At 43.3% G+C, this 17,568-nt stretch carries 12 protein-coding genes; 11 read left to right on the top strand and 1 reads right to left on the bottom strand.

The window, feature by feature from the left end; translation table 11 throughout:
• The first annotated feature begins 64 nt into the window (after positions 1-64).
• From M3221_RS26565 to M3221_RS11175, 8 genes are all read left to right on the top strand, one after another.
• Positions 65-2,605, top strand: coding sequence for a DEAD/DEAH box helicase (locus tag M3221_RS26565; RefSeq protein ID WP_251271861.1), 2,541 nt, complete (start codon positions 65-67; stop codon positions 2,603-2,605).
• A 642-nt stretch (positions 2,606-3,247) separates the two neighbouring features.
• Entirely contained in the window at positions 3,248-4,258 is a 1,011-nt protein-coding gene (locus M3221_RS11205; protein ID WP_251271860.1) for a TRAP transporter substrate-binding protein, read from the top strand.
• A 115-nt stretch (positions 4,259-4,373) separates the two neighbouring features.
• Complete coding sequence (locus M3221_RS11200; protein ID WP_251271859.1) at positions 4,374-4,937, top strand: TRAP transporter small permease; 564 nt, start codon at positions 4,374-4,376, stop codon at positions 4,935-4,937.
• The gene (locus M3221_RS11195; protein WP_251271858.1) at positions 4,934-6,211 is read left to right on the top strand and encodes a TRAP transporter large permease subunit; all 1,278 of its coding nucleotides are present in this window, start codon (positions 4,934-4,936) and stop codon (positions 6,209-6,211) included. The genes M3221_RS11200 and M3221_RS11195 overlap by 4 nt, the downstream gene beginning before the upstream one ends.
• A 103-nt stretch (positions 6,212-6,314) precedes the next feature.
• Positions 6,315-7,343, top strand: a complete 1,029-nt coding sequence (locus tag M3221_RS11190) for a LacI family DNA-binding transcriptional regulator (RefSeq protein WP_251271857.1) — start codon at positions 6,315-6,317, stop codon at positions 7,341-7,343.
• Between the two features lie 637 nt (positions 7,344-7,980).
• On the top strand, positions 7,981-9,300 hold the full coding sequence (locus M3221_RS11185; RefSeq protein ID WP_251271856.1) for an MFS transporter: 1,320 nt from the start codon (positions 7,981-7,983) through the stop codon (positions 9,298-9,300).
• 92 nt (positions 9,301-9,392) lie between these two features.
• Positions 9,393-10,601 (top strand): CaiB/BaiF CoA transferase family protein, encoded by a 1,209-nt coding sequence (locus M3221_RS11180; protein ID WP_251271855.1) that lies wholly within the window; start codon positions 9,393-9,395, stop codon positions 10,599-10,601.
• Positions 10,602-10,604: 3 nt separating this feature from the next.
• Positions 10,605-11,555, top strand: a complete 951-nt coding sequence (locus M3221_RS11175) for a hydroxymethylglutaryl-CoA lyase (RefSeq protein WP_251271854.1) — start codon at positions 10,605-10,607, stop codon at positions 11,553-11,555.
• 138 nt (positions 11,556-11,693) lie between these two features.
• Here the strand turns inward: M3221_RS11175 and M3221_RS11170 are convergent, their stop codons facing one another.
• Positions 11,694-13,040 (bottom strand): hypothetical protein, encoded by a 1,347-nt coding sequence (locus tag M3221_RS11170; RefSeq protein ID WP_251271853.1) that lies wholly within the window; start codon positions 13,038-13,040, stop codon positions 11,694-11,696.
• 246 nt (positions 13,041-13,286) lie between these two features.
• Here M3221_RS11170 and M3221_RS11165 point away from each other — a divergent pair, with 246 nt between their 5' ends.
• From M3221_RS11165 to M3221_RS11155, 3 genes are read left to right on the top strand one after another with little or no spacing between them, the layout of a single operon-like run.
• Positions 13,287-14,756, top strand: a complete 1,470-nt coding sequence (locus tag M3221_RS11165; RefSeq protein ID WP_396120273.1) for an aldehyde dehydrogenase family protein — start codon at positions 13,287-13,289, stop codon at positions 14,754-14,756.
• A 4-nt stretch (positions 14,757-14,760) separates the two neighbouring features.
• Entirely contained in the window at positions 14,761-15,807 is a 1,047-nt protein-coding gene (locus M3221_RS11160; protein ID WP_311316136.1) for a zinc-dependent alcohol dehydrogenase, read from the top strand.
• Positions 15,804-17,564: a thiamine pyrophosphate-binding protein gene (locus M3221_RS11155; RefSeq protein ID WP_251271852.1), complete on the top strand. Its 1,761-nt coding sequence runs from the start codon at positions 15,804-15,806 to the stop codon at positions 17,562-17,564. Before M3221_RS11160 ends, M3221_RS11155 begins: the two co-directional genes overlap by 4 nt.
• Positions 17,565-17,568 lie beyond the last annotated feature (4 nt).

Genomic DNA, 17,568 nt, shown 5'->3' with positions numbered 1-17,568 from the left:
AAAGAAGGAAAGGGCTGGTATGGTATGATGAACAAGAGAGAGACAGGAAAGGAAGCTGATTGTCGTGGCTGCGGAACTGCAGGGCATCGAGAAACATCATCAAAAAGCAATCGAAAGCACAAAAAAACAAATACACACCAATATTTTAGAATTCATAGAACACAATGAAACCGCTACACTCGACGAATACCTTCAAAAACGGGCTTTGTTTTTGGGTAAAGTGTGGTCAGATATATGGAAGCAGCGGCTCGTTAGTTCATACAGCCGTTCTGAGAAAATGGAGTATCTCCGTTCGATGGGCATTGAGGTGGACGAGTTATCACTGAACCAGTTGAAGAAATCTTTTTACCAGGTGCTGGCTCATTTTGAACCGTTTGATGCGGCGGAGTGGGTACGGGACGAGTACGAGGAAACATGGGCATTGATTACCGAGAACATGCAAAGCAGCAAGAAAAAGCAAAAGCAAAAACAGATGAAACGAAGCTGGAACAAACAGTTTCTTCTTCCTGCTGTAAGCCGCCTCTTGGAAGAAAAGTACTTATACTTTTACTTATATGTCCGAAAGTATGCAGGAAAAAGGCTGGAGCAGCATTTAAACAGCGGTGTCCGCTTCACAGAAGATGAAAGCGGCACATTGCATAAAGCGGGAACCTTTCATCCGGAATACTATTCGATGGTCGCTTCTTTTTTAACGGAATTTACCGGAAGGACAGCGCCCGGATATCCTGATTTTGATGACTGGACGCACGAAACCTATTGGGATGCTTATTATGAACTGATTTTATCTTATGTAACGAAAGACTTTAAACAGGTTATTTTTGAGGAGCTGCCGAAAGAACTTGGAACCCTGTATGAGCAGCAAACGGGAGAAAAGTGGTCATACCGTGTGTTTCAAAAAAGCAAAGACATTAACCTTGTTTTAGAAGATTGTGCGGAATCGTTTTTCCGGGAGTGGGAAGAAGATGTAGTGGATTCTGTTCTCACTACACCGCAGACACCGGAAGAAATCAATGAAGCATGGGAGCAGTTTGAACAGAAAAGACGGGAAGAAAAAGAGCGGGCCAAGCGGGAAAAAGCAGAACGAAAAAATCGGATTGCCTACATTTTTGGCGAAGAGTATGAACCGGCCCAAAAGGTAAATACCCGCTATATTCTTCATTTTGGCGACACCAATACTGGAAAAACTTACACAGCGCTGGAGCGGCTTAAAGCATGCCCATCGGGTCTTTACCTGGCACCACTCCGCCTGTTGGCGCTCGAGGTATATGAAAAACTAAACAAAGACGGGATCCCGTGTGATTTAAAAACAGGGGAAGAAGAAAAACGGACAGAAGGAGCTGCACATGCCTCCAGCACAGTTGAAATGTTTCAAGAAAACCGTCATTATGACATTGTCGTCATTGATGAAGCGCAAATGATTGCTGATAAAGAGAGGGGCTTCTCCTGGTTCCGCAGTATTACCAAAGCAAATGCCCGGGAAGTTCATATTATCGGCAGTCCCAATGTAAAAGAGCTGATTCTTGGCCTGCTGGGAGAAGAAGCGGATATAGAAGTGCGGGAATACAAGCGTGAACTGCCATTATTGGTACGGAAAAAATCATTCCGCCTGAAGGACGTTCAAAAAGGAGATGCCCTGGTTGCGTTTTCGAGAAAACGGGTGCTTGAAATCGCGGGGAATCTGGAAGGAGACGGACACAAGGTCAGTGTCATTTACGGAAACATGCCGCCAGAATCCCGGCAGCGTCAAATGGAGAATTTTAATGCTGGCGCTACACACATTTTAGTCGCTACAGATGCGATTGGCATGGGCTTGAACCTTCCGATCAAACGAATTATTTTAATGAGCAGCCAAAAATTTGATGGGAAAAGACGCCGGGAACTGACTACGCAGGAAGTAAAGCAAATTGCCGGCCGGGCAGGGCGCAAAGGGTTATATGAACAAGGGGAAGTTGTGTTTATGGAAAATCCAAAGCGCATGAAACGGCTGCTTGAAGGAAAAGATGTGCCGATCCAGGTGTTCACAGTGGCGCCAACCCGCAGCGTGCTGGAGCGGTTCAAACGTTATTATAAAGATTTAGGCCTTTTCTTTGAATTATGGAAAGAATTCCAAAATCCAAAAGGTACAAAAAAAGCTTCTCTTGCCCAGGAAGAATATTTGTACAGTCTGGTGAGAGGAACAGCGATCGAACAGCGGTTCAGCATGGAGGATTTATACAGCTATCTGCAAATTCCTTTTTCCGCTTATGAAGACATTTTAGCGGATCAATGGAAGCAGGTGCTCATGTCCTTAGTAAACCGGACTGACATGCCGGACCCGTTTGTTCAAAAAGAAACACTAGAAGAACTGGAGCTTTCCTACAAATCAGTGGAGCTGCATTTAATGTTTTTATACCGGTTAAATAAGCCGACTGAGGCGTATTATTGGGAACGGGTCAAAAAAGAAATTGCCGATGACATCCATTACTGGCTGAGCCATAACATAAAAGCGGTCGTGAAAAAATGCCGGCAGTGCGGCAGAAAATTGGATTGGGATTACCCGTACAGCATCTGCCAGGCGTGTTATGAGCGGGGGCAGCCTTTTCAAAAATACAGAAATCGCCGCTGATTTTAGAAAAGCATCTGAAAAAGACCGAGTTTCCGCTCGGCCTTTCAGTGTGTAGACAAAGTCTTTCGCTTTAAAAAAAAGCCGATAAGTGGTGTTAAAGATCCATAAACAAGGACTGAATAGACATTTTCTCTTTTTTTAAACAGAGAAATACGACCTTATGAACTCTATACAATCTTGTCGCAAGCCGCCGATCCACTTCATTCATGTGCATGGTCATCCATATAATTTGTCTACAGTTTGAAAGACCGAATTTCCGCTCGGTCTTTTTCTTTGCGTACATCATAAACAAAAGAAAATGATGAGATGAGCTGCGAAAGGAAAGCAGGAGTAAGAGCGTAAATAATGAAGATATAGCACAGCCTAAATATAATCATCTGAAATAAAAATGTATTATGTTTAGGAAAAGACAATCCACTAGCAAAAGAAATAATGGAAAATAATCTTGCAATTTTCAAAATACTGAGTTAAAATCAGAAAAAATAGCGCTTTCATAAAGAGATTACCTTAAAAAGAAGCAAAGACTTTTTTTGGCGTTTAATTAGATCGATCTAAAATTTTTTGGTTTATTTTTAGATCGATCTAAAAAATATCTTTTTTTGAAAGCGCTGTCTTTAAGGATTAAAATAAGGGGGTTTGGAAATGAAAAAATGCGTAATTTGGTTAGTTGCAGCAGTAATGATGATTTTAGCAGGATGTTCTGGCGCAAGCAGCAGTGGTACTGGTGAATCAGCAGAAGTTAAAACAATGAAAATGGCAGTGGCTACATCAAAAGACCGCTCTTTAACAAAAGGCCTTGATAAGTTTAAAGAAATTGTGGAAAAAGAATCGAATGGATCTATTAAAGTTCAAGTGTTCCCAGACGGGCAGCTTGGGGGCGACCGGGCGGTATTTGAAGGTTTAAAAATGAATTCTATTCAAGGTACGACCATGTCATCAGGTCCAATTGCTTCTTTTGTAAAAGAATTTGAAGTGCTTGATTTCCCGTATTTGTTTAAAGATGAAGAAACCGCCTACAGAGTGCTTGATGGTGAAATCGGAACTGAGTTGTTAAAAAAGCTTGATAGCCAAGGAATTGTTGGATTGAATTACTGGGAAAATGGATTCAGGCAGTTAACGAATAATAAGCATGAAGTTAAATCCCTTGAAGATGTGAAAGGCCTTAAAATTAGAACACTGGAAAATGAACTTCATGTTGATTTATGGAAATCACTTGGCGCAAACCCATCTCCAATGCCTTATACAGAATTGTTTACGGCACTTGAACAGGGAGTCGTAGACGGACAGGAAAATCCTGCGGGCAATATCACAACAGGGAATTTTTATGAAGTACAAAAATATGTAACAAAAACAGATCATATTTACAATGCCAGCGTTTTTATGATCAGTGATAAATTTATGCAGACACTGTCTGATGAAGAAAAAGAAATTGTTACGAAGGCATCCGAGGAAGCAAGAGACTATCAGCGTGAACTGAATCAAAAAGAAAGCGAAGAAGCCTTTGCAGCTCTTGAAAAAGAAGGAATGAAAGTAACGGAGCTCTCTGAAGAAGCACGGAAAGATTTTGAAGATAAAGCGAAAGAGGTCTACAGTAAATACACAGAAAAAGTCGGCAAAGAGCTCGTTGACCAAATCATGAATGAAGTTAAATAAAGTATGTTAAAGAAAGCTAAGGAACGGTCCCTTAGCTTTCTTTCTCCAAAAAGCAGAGAATAAGGAAACGATTTTCTTTGTTTGAGTTTGTTTTACATAGGAAGGAGGAGAATACATGAAAAAAATAGAGAGGTTTTTAGAGAACTCGTTAAATGTGGTTATGGCCTCCGCCCTAGCGGTAATGGTCGTTCTTGTCTTTGGCAATGTGGTTCTTCGTTATCTTTTTAATTCAGGAATTACCTGGTCAGAAGAGATGTCGCGCTATCTCTTTATCTGGCTGACGTTTCTCGGAGCAATTGGCGCATTTAAAAACAAAGATCATTTAGGTGTAGATATGCTGATTAAAAGGCTTCCTACCAAGATGAAGAAAGTAGTTCTCATCATCAGTGAATTGCTTATGATATTTGTCCTCATCCTTATCCTCGATGGAAGCTGGAAGATGACAATACTTAATTTAGGCAGCACAGCGCCGGCCACTGGTATGCCAATGGCAGTAGTATATGGTACAGGGATCATTGTAAGTCTTTCTATGGCCGTAATATGCATTTTTAATTTATATCGAATTTTCTTTAACAAAATGACGGAAGAAGAAATGATGAAGACCAGCGAATCGGAAGAGCTGATCGTATTGTACGATGAAGAAGATCATTTGTTTAGAAAGGAGGAGAAGCAAGGATGACGATCGGTGTATTTGTTGGCTCTCTGCTTGGGGCTATGGCCCTGGGCATGCCTATCGCATTTGCTCTTCTCGTTAGCAGCGTGATCCTAATGTATTTCCTCGGTATTTTTGATAGCCAGATTATTGCGCAAAACTTAATCAGCGGAGCGGACAGCTTCCCTCTTTTGGCGATTCCGTTTTTCATGCTGGCAGGAGAATTAATGAACCAGGGCGGCTTATCGCGCCGTATTGTTGAAATGGCAATGACGATGGTTGGCCACATCAAAGGCGGCCTCGGCTATGTGGCGATTATCGCGGCACTATTGTTTGCGAGTATTTCTGGCTCTGCTGTAGCGGATACAGCCGCTTTGGGTGCTGTCTTAATCCCAATGATGAACAAAGCCGGTTATAATGTGAACCGTTCCAGCGGATTGATTGCAACGGGCGGAATTATTGCACCAGTCCTTCCGCCGAGTATCGGCTTTATTATCTTTGGCGTCGCGAGCGGCGTATCTATTACGCAGCTCTTTATGGCAGGGATTGTGCCAGGCCTGTTGATGGCTCTCGGCCTGGTGATTACATGGTCGATTGTCGCCCGCAAGGATAATGTGGCCGTCCAGCCGCGTGCTTCTGTGAAAGAAATGCTTGCTGCTCTACGTCACGGTATCTGGGCTCTTTTCCTTCCCATTATTATTATTGTAGGATTAAAATTTGGGATCTTTACGCCGACAGAAGCAGCTGTAGTGGCGGCGGTTTACGCATTATTTGTAGGCGTAGTCGTATACCGTGAATTAAAACTAAAGGATTTGTACCACGTATTAGTGCAATCGGCAAAAATGACGAGCGTGGTTATGTTCCTTGTAGCTGCCGCACTTGTTTCATCCTGGCTGATTACCGTAGCAAATCTGCCTGCCATGGTTATTGATATGCTGGGGCCTTTTTTGGACAAACCATTACTGTTGTTAATCATGATTAATTTGCTTGTTATTCTTGTCGGGACAGCTATGGATATGACTCCGACAATCTTGATTCTCACGCCAGTTTTAATGCCGCTTGTTGAAGCAGCTGGCATTGATCCTGTTTACTTTGGGGTTTTGTTTATTTTGAATAACGCCATTGGACTGCTGACACCGCCGGTTGGAACGGTATTAAATGTCATGTGCGGTGTCAGCAAAATCAGCCTTGAAGACTTGATGAAGGGCATATGGCCTTTCCTCCTGGTAGAAGTGATCATCTTAATTTTGCTCATTCTATTCCCTTCACTGGTTCTTGTGCCGCTTGAATGGTTTTCATAATGGAAATGACTTTCACCCGCTTTTAAACTTGGCGGGTGATTTTTATTGGTTGGATTATAAGTGTCCGATATAATAGTAGGTATAGTAGAGAAACGGACAGGTGATGAGAATGAAAAAAAGCGGACGGGTAACGCTGCAGCAGGTGGCGGACCATGCAGGAGTTTCACGAGCAACTGCCTCGTTAATTGTGCGGAACAGTCCAAGCATTTCAGAAGCAACCAGGAAAAAGGTGCTGGCTTCCATGGAGGAGCTCGGCTACGTTTATGATCGAATTGCCGCTAATCTGCGGTCGCAAAGCTCTTCAACGATTGGCGTCGTTGTGACAGACTTCGCTAACCCGTATTATTCAGAGTTTTTAACAGGTGTACATCACCAGCTTGAAAAAGAAGGGTATACTGTCTTTCTGGCAACGACGTTTGATTCAGATACAAAGCAGGACAACTTGCTGTCAACGATGTTAGAGCATAGGGTAGGCGGTGTTATCTTATGTCCCGTGTCTGATAACTCGCCGGCATCCATTGGCAAAATTCTTCAGTTAGATGTTCCGATTGTAACAGCTGTTCGTGAAATTCCTGATCTGCATTGCGATTATGTTGGAATTAATTATAAAAAAGGGGTAGAGATGGCCATTGATCATTTAATTGAAAACGGTCACACTCGAATTGCCTTTTTAGGAGGAATTTCTGATTCATCTGCCTGGAAAAAAAGATTTGAAGGCTACGCAGCGGCCCATAAAAAAGCGGGACTGGCTGTTGATGAATCACTTATTTTTCAAAGCCCCGTCACGCGGGAAGGCGGCGCACGAACACTGGATACAAGCTTAAAGCACGAAGCCCCGCCAACAGCTGTTTTCTGTTTTAATGATCTTGTTGCCTTTGGTGTAATGCAGCGGATGAGAGAATTAAATCTTCAGCCTGGCAGGGATTTATCGGTTGTTGGCTTTGATAATGTATTAGAAGCGGAAACCTTTTATCCATCCCTTACAACTGTTGAAGCATTTCCGAAGCATATTGGTATAAACGCGGCAGATTTACTTCATAAACGGATTAAAGACCATATGCGTGATCAAGAGAGAATCATACTGGAACCTGAGTTATTTGTGCGCGCATCTTCTGGAAAAAATCAGCTCTAAAAATAAAAAGAGATCCGGTAGTGAAATGCACTCCAATTGTTAAACATAATCTTAACAACTGGGGTGCTTTTTTGACGAGATTTTTATGTGGGGAAGAATTCAATATATTGAAAAGTAAAAAGAACGTTGTAATTTTCAAACAATTAGGTTAGAATACAATTAAAGCGCTTACTTAAACCAACCTTCCTTCTTTAAAAACAGAGACAAATTATTGCTTAGTATTAGATCGATCTAACAACCTAATTAGATCGATCTAACAGAAACAGGCCAAATTATTACCTTATATTTTTTTCAGGTAAGGAGGGTTCTCTAAAAAGAAATAACAGAAGGTTTAATAGTTACCCTGCATCATGTTTCTAAGCAGAGTTTTGGGTCGTGTTCCGATTACAAGAAAGGAAAGATGGCTGATTTTCTTTTTGGGCTGTATTTAGGCATACATACTATTGATGATGTTTACAGCCTTTTCGAGCGGCAAAGGCTGCTCCTTACACACTTGGGGGGGGAATTCCACTTTTTTAGCCGTGGGAGTGTCAAAATAAGAGAATCTTTGGTTGTGTAAAAAGGTTAGTGAAAAAATAACGAAAGTTGTACAAGTAATCCAAAGTTGTAAGCGTTTAATTTTTTTGGAGGTGTAACAATGAGTTATCCATTGAAACATAGTACATTGCCGGACCCTCTTCATAAGAATAAACCGACCCGTGCCCGTTTCATCATGTTGACACTGCTGTTTTTTGGCACCGCTATTAATTATTTGGACCGCACCAACATGGCAGTAGCTGCTTCTGCTATTCAGGATGATCTTGGACTCGATGCGGCCATGCTCGGGCTCATTTTATCTGCCTTCGGCTGGACGTATGCTTTTATGCAAATACCGGGCGGCTGGCTGATTGACCGATTTGGACCACGGCTGGTGTATGGGGTATCCCTGATTCTATTTTCGCTTTTTACACTTTTTCAAGGGTTCGCTAAAAATTTTGGGGCGTTGTTTGGGCTGAGGCTCGGTCTTGGGTTTTCTGAATCACCGGCTTTTCCGGCCAACAGCCGGGTGGTAGCTGCCTGGTTCCCTCAGCGTGAACGAGCGCTTGCCACAGGTGTTTATACAGCAGGGGAATATGTTGGGCTAGCAGTAGCCACGCCATTTCTATTTTGGCTGCTGTCTTCATTTGGCTGGCAGTCTATTTTTTTAGTAACTGGGGTGATCGGTATTCTATTTGCGGCGGTTTGGTTTGCATTTTACCGGGAACCAAAAGACAGCAAGTATGTGAATGAGGAAGAACTAGCGTATATTCGGGACGGCGGCGGCCTGGCGGATCAGGCGCCAGAGAGGCAGAAAATTACTTGGTCAAAAGCACGGCACCTATTTAAATACCGACAATTTTGGGGCATTTACATAGGACAGTTTGCCGTTACATCGACTCTTTACTTTTTTCTGACCTGGTTTCCAAGCTATCTGGTACAGGAAAAAGGGATCACGCTATTAAAAGCAGGATTTGTAGGGTCAGTTCCATATATTGCGGCCGGAATTGGGGTTCTCGTTGGCGGCTACTGGTCGGACTGGATGGTAAAGAAAGGTGTATCTGTCAGCAAAGCACGTAAAACACCGGTTATTCTCGGCCTGCTTGGCGCTTGCACAATTATAGCAGCAAATTATACAACTTCTATTGGTTTGGTTATCGCGGTTATGTCGTTTGCTTTTTTTGCCCAGGGAATGTCCGCCATTACGTGGACACTTGTTTCCGATATTGCCCCTAAAGAGCTCGTTGGATTAGCAGGTGGGGTCTTTAACCTCGCTGGTAACTTATCAGCGATAGTTACACCGATTGTCATTGGAATGATTGTCAGTCAAACAGGTTCCTTTAACGGCGCTATTGTTTTTGTTGGTGTAGTTGCATTAATTGGGGCCCTCACCTATATCTTTGTAGTTGGAGAAGTAAAGCGAATTGAAATTGAAGAGTAAGACTATAAAAAGGTTGTGCTGCAGATCCGGCATTTGATCAAAGTTGGCCTGCTGCACAGACGAGAAAATGTCATTAAAGGAGAGAGGTTAATATGTCACGGAAAAATTTCGGCCCATTAACGGGTGTACAGATTTTAGATATTTCTACGATGATCGCTGCGCCGTTTGGTGCTACACTGCTGGCAGATTTGGGAGCAGAAGTAACAAAAGTCGAACTGCCGAATAAAGGAGATACTCTTCGTACCGTCGGACCATGGAAAGATGGTGAACCGCTGCGCTGGCCGGGTCTTGCCCGCAATAAAAAGTCCATTACCCTTAATATTCATTCAGAAGAAGGAACGGCCATTTTCCTGAAATTAATTAAAGATATCGACATACTCATTGAAAACTTCCGGCCAGGAACGCTTGAAAAATGGGGTCTTGGATATGACGTCTTGAAAGCGGTTAACCCGAACCTGGTCATGGTGCGTGTTTCGGGTTATGGCCAGACCGGCCCGTATCGTGAAAAAGCTGGATTTGGAACACCAGGTACGGCGTTCAGCGGACATACGTATTTACAGGGCTATCCAGACCGCCCGCCGGTCAGTCCATCCTATTCTTTGCTTGACTACATTACTGGCATTTATGTGGCGTTTGCAGCTGTGAGTGCTCTTTACCACCGGGATACACATGAAGAAGCACAAGGCCAGGTTGTAGAAATGGGATTGTACGAATCGATTTTCCGTATGCTTGAGTTTTTAATCGCCGAGTATGATCAAAACGACAAAGTGCGCGGCAGAAGCCCAGGCCTTGCCGGTCATTCAAGCCCAGCCGGAACATACGAAACGAAAGATGGCAAATACGTCGTGCTCGTCTGCAGTACCGATTCTACTTTTGACCGCCTGGCAGCGGCAATGGAACGTACAGATATGCTGGAGGATGAGCGGTACTATACAAATGCGGTACGTCTGCAGAATGATGAAGAAGTACAAGAAATTGTGCGTGAATTTATTAAAGGGTTTACACAAAAAGAACTTCAGGAAAAGCTCGACAACTTTGGGGTACCGGTGAGTCCTATTTTAAGTATTGAAGATATTTTTAATGACCCGCACTACGCAGCCCGCCAAAACATTGTAGAAGTAGAGCATCCGCGTCTTGGCAAAGTAAAAGTTCCAAATGTTGTACCAAACTTTTCTGATACACCAGGTGCCATTCGCTACCGGGCACCGGAACTTGGTGAGCATAATGAAGAAATATTAGTCGGGAAATTAGGATTGTCTGAAGCCGAAATGGCTGACTTAAAAGCGAAAGGAGTTATTTAATTGATGACTGATTTACAGATCCCTTCTAAAGCCGTAATTTGTGAAGTAGCGCCGCGTGATGGATTTCAGGCAGAACACGACTGGATACCGACAGAGACTAAAATAGAGATTATTCGAAAACTGGCCCGCACAGGTATACAGTCAATGGAAATTACTTCATTTGTTCATCCAAAAGCCATTCCTCAATTGAAAGATGCAGAAGAAGTTGTCACACGCACACAGGATTTAACCAATATTAAATTCCGGGCACTCGTCCCAAATGCAAGAGGAGCGCAGCGTGCCATTGACGTGGGAATTAAAAAATTAAAACTCATGCTGTCTGCAACAGATTCTCATAGTCTTTCAAATGCAAATGCGACAGTAGAAGAAGCCCAGAATGCGTTAGAACCTATTATTGCATTAGCGGAGAAACATGGAGTAACAGTGGGAGGCTCCATTTCAGTGGCCTTTGGCTGCCCGTATGAAGGAATTGTTCCTGTCGATCGCCTGGCGGTTATATTAGATCGATATACTAAAATGGGAATTCAAGAGGTATCGCTGGCCGATACAACAGGTATGGCTAATCCACGTCAAGTCTACAGTTATCTTGGCCGATTAACAGAACAGTTTCCTGCGATGACGTTTTCAATGCATCTTCATAATACGCGCGGCATGGCTTTTGCCAATGCGGTTGCCGCTTTGCAGCAGGGTGTGATTCATTTTGATAGTTCAATTGCGGGGTTAGGCGGCTGCCCGTATGCTCCTGGAGCATCAGGAAACATTGCCTCTGAGGATCTTGTACACGGATTTGAGGAAATGGGCATTGAAACAGAGATTGACTTAGCAAAAATGATTGATGCAGCAAAAGAAGTCCAACAGCTGCTTGGAAAAACAGACAGCAGCAGTTATATGCTTCAAGCAGGTCCTTGTTCCATGCTTAGTCCAAAACCAGAAGGACAGGTAAAGCTGGGATAAGTCTTTTATTCGTTCAGCCTCTTCTGAACAAGGCAGAAAAGCGATTCCACCCGGAATCGCTTTTTTAATGAATATAAAGAATTGGAAAAGCACGGTGTTCCTTTCATTCAGCTCCCAACACTCAACCTTTTCTATGTGTTAAAGAAGCAGCCCTATTGTATAAGCAATGAAAATACTGACACTCATATAAAGTAACGCAAACGGGAGGTTCCACCGTACAATTTTAAATGGATTGATACGCAAAAGGTCCGACAGGATAGAAACCGATAAATTAAAAGGACTGTACATCACAGTTGCCAGGCTGCAGGTAATCAGCACAATGGTAAGTGAAATAGATGATGCATCGGGCAAGGAAGGCTTCAGCAGCTCTCCTAAAAGGGTAATGGAAACAAGCGGGTGAAAGCCGACAAGCGACGTCACGAAAAAGTACAGGCCAATCAAAACATAAAAAAACAGTGTTTGATGAGAAACGCTGTAAAACATATCTTGTAAAAAAGACAGCGTGTGAGATTCAGAAAGCATATTCACAAATAAACCGGCGCTTAAAAACATAAAAAAGTAATTGGAAAGGCCTCTTGTACGTTCTTTCCAGTGCGGTATCGTGATTTTAAGATACCGTTTTTGCTTTTTAATTAAACAAGCCCATAATAATGAAATAGGAATAATTACGATCACAACAGAAAGCAGGTAGCCTGTTTGAAAGTAATGCTGAAATATAGAGGCTAAGCAGACAAAAAGCAAAAGCATGCCGCCCATTTGAAGCAGCTTCCGTGTGACATTTGATTTTTTCTGCAAAGAATCTGCGATATGTAAGCCAAATGTACGATACTTAAAAAAAGAAATGGTGTAATCAGCGGCGGTAAAAAGAAGAACGAGCATTAACATAACCAGAACAATTTCAATGTATGTTTTTCCTGTGATATCGAGTGATGTAATCACCATGACTTCCATCGGGCTCCACGATAAACAAAGGGCATAGCCGCGAAGAAGACTTTGAGAAAGAAAAGCTTGTGCTTTTTCTCTTGGAAACTGTTTCAAGGTATGATGAAGCGTGTTTTTTAGCAACGGAATCGTGGCAACGTTTAAAAACAAGCCAAGCACATGGGATACAAGAAAGCTGCGCCGATATAGTTTTTCAAACCCTTGAACATTCTGGCGAAGCAGAGTGTTTAGATTCGTGTCATAATGTCCGGTTCGGATAATAGAATTTAAAAAAGGCAGTACAAGAAAAAGGGACATTACACCGAGCATTGAATCGAAATATAAAAAAAAGTAATGCCAGGGAAGATCTTGCATGATAAAAAGCACAGATCCAATGAGAAAAAACAGAAGCCCGGAGTAAAAATACAGCCCTTTTGCCCGAAAGGCAGCTGTCAGTAGTGTTAAAAAGGCTGCAATTCCTACAATGTAATGGAGAAAAGAAGCATCAAAAAAAACAGACAAAATGTAAAGGATAATCAAGGATGTATAAAGGAGTAAAACCATACTATACCTTCTTTCTAGATCGATCTACTCTATAAACCTAACAAAATTATTCGTTTTCGTCCATGCATTAAAAATTTAATAAAAATTGTATAAAAAGTATTGCATAAAACGTTAAGCTGTTATAAGATGTTGTTAACGCTTACACGAAAGCGATGTTATTAGGTCGATTATTGGATCGATCTAAAAAAAGGCTTTCTATTAGATCGATCTAATAACGTGAAAAATTTATAAAAGCAGGTGATCCGTATGGCAGAATTGAAAAAACAACAAACGGCCCTTATGACAGAACTTAAAAGAGCTCAGCCGTTTGTAAATGGTGAGTGGCTGGAAGGAAATCGGGAAGTCATAGAAGTAAAAAGCCCATATTCTGGAGAGGTTATTGGGCATCAAGTACTCGCGACAATGGAAGATACAGAACAAGCACTACAAGCTGCATTTGAAGCCAAAAAAGAAATTGCGGCCATCCCGGCACATAAACGGGCTCGTATTTTAAAGAAAGCCGCTTTTCTTCTAGAGGAGCGAAAAGAAGAGTTTGCAACATTAATTTCATTAGAACTTGGCAAACCACTGAAAAACACGCTGGATGAAGTATCCCGCTCCATTGAAACACTGGAGCTGTCAGGAGAAGAAGCCAAACGGCTGCATGGGCAGAGCATGCCTGGAGATGCTTCCGAACGTGGAGAACAAGCAATCGCTGTGACGTTTCGTGTTCCAGTAGGCGTAATTGCCGCTATTACTCCTTTTAATGCTCCATTAAACCTTGTTTGTCATAAAGTAGGCCCGGCGTTTGCTGCAGGAAACAGTACGATTTTAAAGCCGGCGCCTCAAACTTCTTTAATTGCAAGCGCTTTATTGAAACTTTTGCATGAAGCCGGCCTTCCATTAAATGCAGTAAACATGATTCTCGGCGGAGTGGAAAGCGGGCAGGCCATTGTAAAAGATGATCGTGTGAACATTATTTCGTTTACGGGAGGTACGGTAGCCAGCCGCAATATTTGCTCAATTGCCGGAATGAAAAAAGTGCTGCTCGAACTTGGCGGAAATGCGGCGACCATTGTTCATGAAGACGCAGATTTGGAGAGGGCTGCAGCCATGTGCGCGCGTACCGGCTTCAGCAACTCGGGACAGAGTTGTATCTCTGTTCAGCGTATTTATGTGCATCAATCAGTCGTTCCCCAGTTTAAGGAGTTTTTGAAAAACGAAGTAGAAAAGCTGAAAGTAGGCGATCCTCTTGACCCATCAACTGATGTGGGCACGTTAGTCAATGAGCAGGCAGCTGACCGTATCGTTAATTGGATCGATCTAGCTGTAAAAGATGGAGCCGAAGTTGTCTCAGGAGGCAAACAGAACGGTGCTAGTGTTCAGCCAACAATTTTGCTGAATCCGCCTAAAACAACGAATGTTGTCTGCCAGGAGGTATTTGGCCCAATCGTCAGCATTCTTCCTTATGAAAGAATCGAAGAAGCCATCTCAGAAGCGAACGATTCAGATTTCGGTCTTCAGGCAGGTATTTTCACAAATCAGCTCGACCTGGCTTATAAAGCGGCACATGAACTGGCTGTTGGGGGAGTTGTGATTAATGGAACTTCCAATTTCCGTCTGGATCACTGGCCGTATGGAGGCGTCAAAAACAGCGGTATTGGACGTGAGGGCCCGCGTTTCGCTGTTGAAGACATGACAGAATCAAAAATGATCGTGCTTCAGCTTCCGGTGTGAGCCTATGAGTATTTTAGAGCGTAAACTCAATGAACTTACAGCGGTGAATAAAATGCGGAGTCTCCATATATCAGGCCCTGGGGATATTTCTTTACAAGAAAGCAGTGCCCCGGCACCGAAGCAGGATGAAGTAAAACTCAAATTAATTTACGGCGGCATCTGCGGATCCGATATTGGTGTGTATAAAGGGAAAATTGCTCATGCTTCTTATCCGCTTACTCCAGGGCATGAACTGCTTGGAATGGTCATTGAAGCTGGAGAAAAAGTGGATATTCCAATCGGTACACGCGTTGTGGTACAGCCAAACTCCTATTGTGGTGAGTGTGAACAGTGCCAAAAAGGAAAAACCAATCTTTGTGCTTTTAAAAAATCTCTTGGCGTCAACACAGACGGCGGCTTCTCGGAAGAATTTACGGTGCCTGCTAAATATATTTTGCCTGTCCCGGATGAATTATCGGATGAACGGGCTGTGTTAATTGAGCCTTTTGCAGTTGTCATTCACGCTTTTAAACGAGCGAACATTACAAAAGGCACCTCCGTTGCGGTAATTGGCTGCGGAACAGAAGGACAGCTTGCCATTGCGCTTGCTGCTCACCTCGGTGCAGATATTACAGCTATTGACATCAATAAGGAAAAGCTAAAAAAGGTTTCTGTGTACGGTGATATTCAGACGTTTGTTCCATCTGCTGTGCCAGAAAAGATGCAATTTGATGTTGTGATTGAGGCAGCAGGTGTCAGACAGGCAGTTGAGCAGGCTGTAGATATTGTAAAACCGGGCGGTGAAGTTGTTTTAATTGGCTTAACGGATGAAGCCACACTGCCGATCCTGAAAATCGTCCGCAATGAAATTTCTATTCATGGAAGCATCATTTACAACTTTCCGACTGATTTCTCGGAAAGTGCAGAATACTTGAAGCTGCCGGAATTCACAATTGATCCTATTATTGCGGATATCATTCCGCTTAAAGAATATGAGCGTGCATACGAAGCGGCTGTCTCAGGGCAATACGCCAAAATTATTTTGAACTTTAAGGAGGGCTTTCATCAATGAAAGAACTGATTTCTCGTCAACTCGTTAAATATTTAGAAGACCGCGGTGTAGAACATATTTTTGGACTGTGCGGGCACACCAATATTGCTGTTTTAACAGAGCTAGAAAAAAGTTCAATTAAATTTGTTAACGTACGCCATGAACAAGTGGCTTCCCATGCCGCAGACGGATATGCACGCGCGAAAAAGCAGACATCTGTTGTATTAAGCCATGTGGGGCCGGGCATGACCAATGCCGCAACCGGGGTGGCGAATGCAGCAATGGATTGTATTCCAATGGTTGTCATTGCGGGCGATGTGCCAAGCCATTACTACGGAAAGCACCCGCATCAGGAGATCAACCTTCATGCGGATGCGACACAGTATGAAATTTACCGTCCTTTTGTAAAACGCGCATGGCGTGTAGACAGCCCGCATCTGCTGCCGGAAATTTTAGAGAAAGCATTCCAGCTGGCTGAAACGGGCACACCAGGACCGGTACTTGTATCTGTTCCAATGGACATTTTTTCAAAAGAAATTGATACGGAGCTGTTTGAAAAACAAAAACACCATACGAAGGCACTTCAAAAACCGTCCATCGATGAAGACACAGCAGAAACGATTATTAATGCTCTTCTTGATGCGAAAAACCCGGTTGTTTACGCGGGCGGCGGCGTGCTGCTTGCAGATGCAGCAGAAGAATTGGCTGAGTTTGTGAATCATTTTGATTTTCCGGTAGCGCATTCACTGATGGGCAAAGGGGCAGTAGCAGACGACAATCCACTTGTGCTTGGCATGACTGGCTTCTGGGGCACTGAGTTTATTAACAATAAATGCAAAGAAGCGGATTATATGTTAGCTCTTGGCACTCGTTTTGCCGAAGCGGACAGCAGCTCATGGGAAGACGAGTATACTTTTCATTTTCCGCCGACCAAACTAATCCAAATCGATATTGAAGCCAGCGAAATTGGCCGCAACTATCCAGTCGAGATGGGTGCAGTGGCAGACTTAAAGCAAGCATTAACCGTATTGAACCGAGTAGCAAAGAAAATAGCGCCAGAAGGCCGCCGAAATGAAGCGCTGAAGGCTGAGATCGCCGCGAATAAGCAAGCTTTTAAAAACAGCAATAAAGAATTTATTAAAGATAACAGCTTTCCAATGCAGCCTCAGCGGATTTTAGCAGAAGTGCGCGACGTACTGCCGCGTGACGCCTTTATCACAACAGATGTTGGCTGGAATAAAAACGGCGTCGGCCAGCAGTTTGATATTTTAGAGCCAGGCACCATTTTCACTCCGGGCGGTTTCGCGACGATGGGCTTTGGCGCACCCGCTGCACTGGGCGTTAAAGTCGCTCATCCTGACCGTGTAGTTGTGTCTCTTGTGGGTGATGGCGGTTTTGGGCAAAACCCGGCGCTTCTTGCCACAGCAGCAGAAGAAAATATACCGGTTATCTGGGTGATTATGAACAATTTTGCCTTTGGTACGATTGCCGGTCTTCAAAAAGCCCACTACGGCACGACACTCGGCACATTATTCGAAAAGGATGGCCAGCCGTATTCACCAGATTTTGCGGCGATTGCCCGCGCATACGGCATAGAAGGCGTGAAAATTGAAAAAGCAGAGGAGTTTAAGCCGGCTCTTGAAGCTGCGATTGCAGCCAACAAACCGGTTGTTATTGATGTAGCTATGCTGAATAATCCAGTGCCAACCGCAGGGCATTGGAACATCATGGATATTTACTCACCGGGCAAAACTGTTCACCACGTGGCGACAAACTAAGCTA

Origin of the sequence: Domibacillus indicus, assembly GCF_023715895.1 — a bacterium.
GTDB classification, from domain to species: Bacteria; Bacillota; Bacilli; order Bacillales; family Domibacillaceae; genus Domibacillus; species Domibacillus indicus_A.
The sequence above is the reverse complement of the archived record's forward strand: the minus strand, read 5'-3'. Positions and strand labels throughout refer to the sequence as shown.

What these genes read in the sequence shown, in the direction of transcription:
- M3221_RS11205 (WP_251271860.1), top strand. Translation starts at nt 3,248, where the DNA reads ATGAAAAAATGCGTAATTTGGTTAGTTGCAGCAGTAATGATGATTTTA.
- M3221_RS11200 (WP_251271859.1), top strand. Translation starts at nt 4,374, where the DNA reads ATGAAAAAAATAGAGAGGTTTTTAGAGAACTCGTTAAATGTGGTTATG.
- M3221_RS11195 (WP_251271858.1), top strand. Translation starts at nt 4,934, where the DNA reads ATGACGATCGGTGTATTTGTTGGCTCTCTGCTTGGGGCTATGGCCCTG.
- M3221_RS11190 (WP_251271857.1), top strand. Translation starts at nt 6,315, where the DNA reads ATGAGAATGAAAAAAAGCGGACGGGTAACGCTGCAGCAGGTGGCGGAC.
- M3221_RS11185 (WP_251271856.1), top strand. Translation starts at nt 7,981, where the DNA reads ATGAGTTATCCATTGAAACATAGTACATTGCCGGACCCTCTTCATAAG.
- M3221_RS11180 (WP_251271855.1), top strand. Translation starts at nt 9,393, where the DNA reads ATGTCACGGAAAAATTTCGGCCCATTAACGGGTGTACAGATTTTAGAT.
- M3221_RS11175 (WP_251271854.1), top strand. Translation starts at nt 10,605, where the DNA reads ATGACTGATTTACAGATCCCTTCTAAAGCCGTAATTTGTGAAGTAGCG.
- M3221_RS11170 (WP_251271853.1), bottom strand. Translation starts at nt 13,040, where the DNA reads ATGGTTTTACTCCTTTATACATCCTTGATTATCCTTTACATTTTGTCT.
- M3221_RS11165 (WP_396120273.1), top strand. Translation starts at nt 13,287, where the DNA reads ATGGCAGAATTGAAAAAACAACAAACGGCCCTTATGACAGAACTTAAA.
- M3221_RS11160 (WP_311316136.1), top strand. Translation starts at nt 14,761, where the DNA reads ATGAGTATTTTAGAGCGTAAACTCAATGAACTTACAGCGGTGAATAAA.
- M3221_RS11155 (WP_251271852.1), top strand. Translation starts at nt 15,804, where the DNA reads ATGAAAGAACTGATTTCTCGTCAACTCGTTAAATATTTAGAAGACCGC.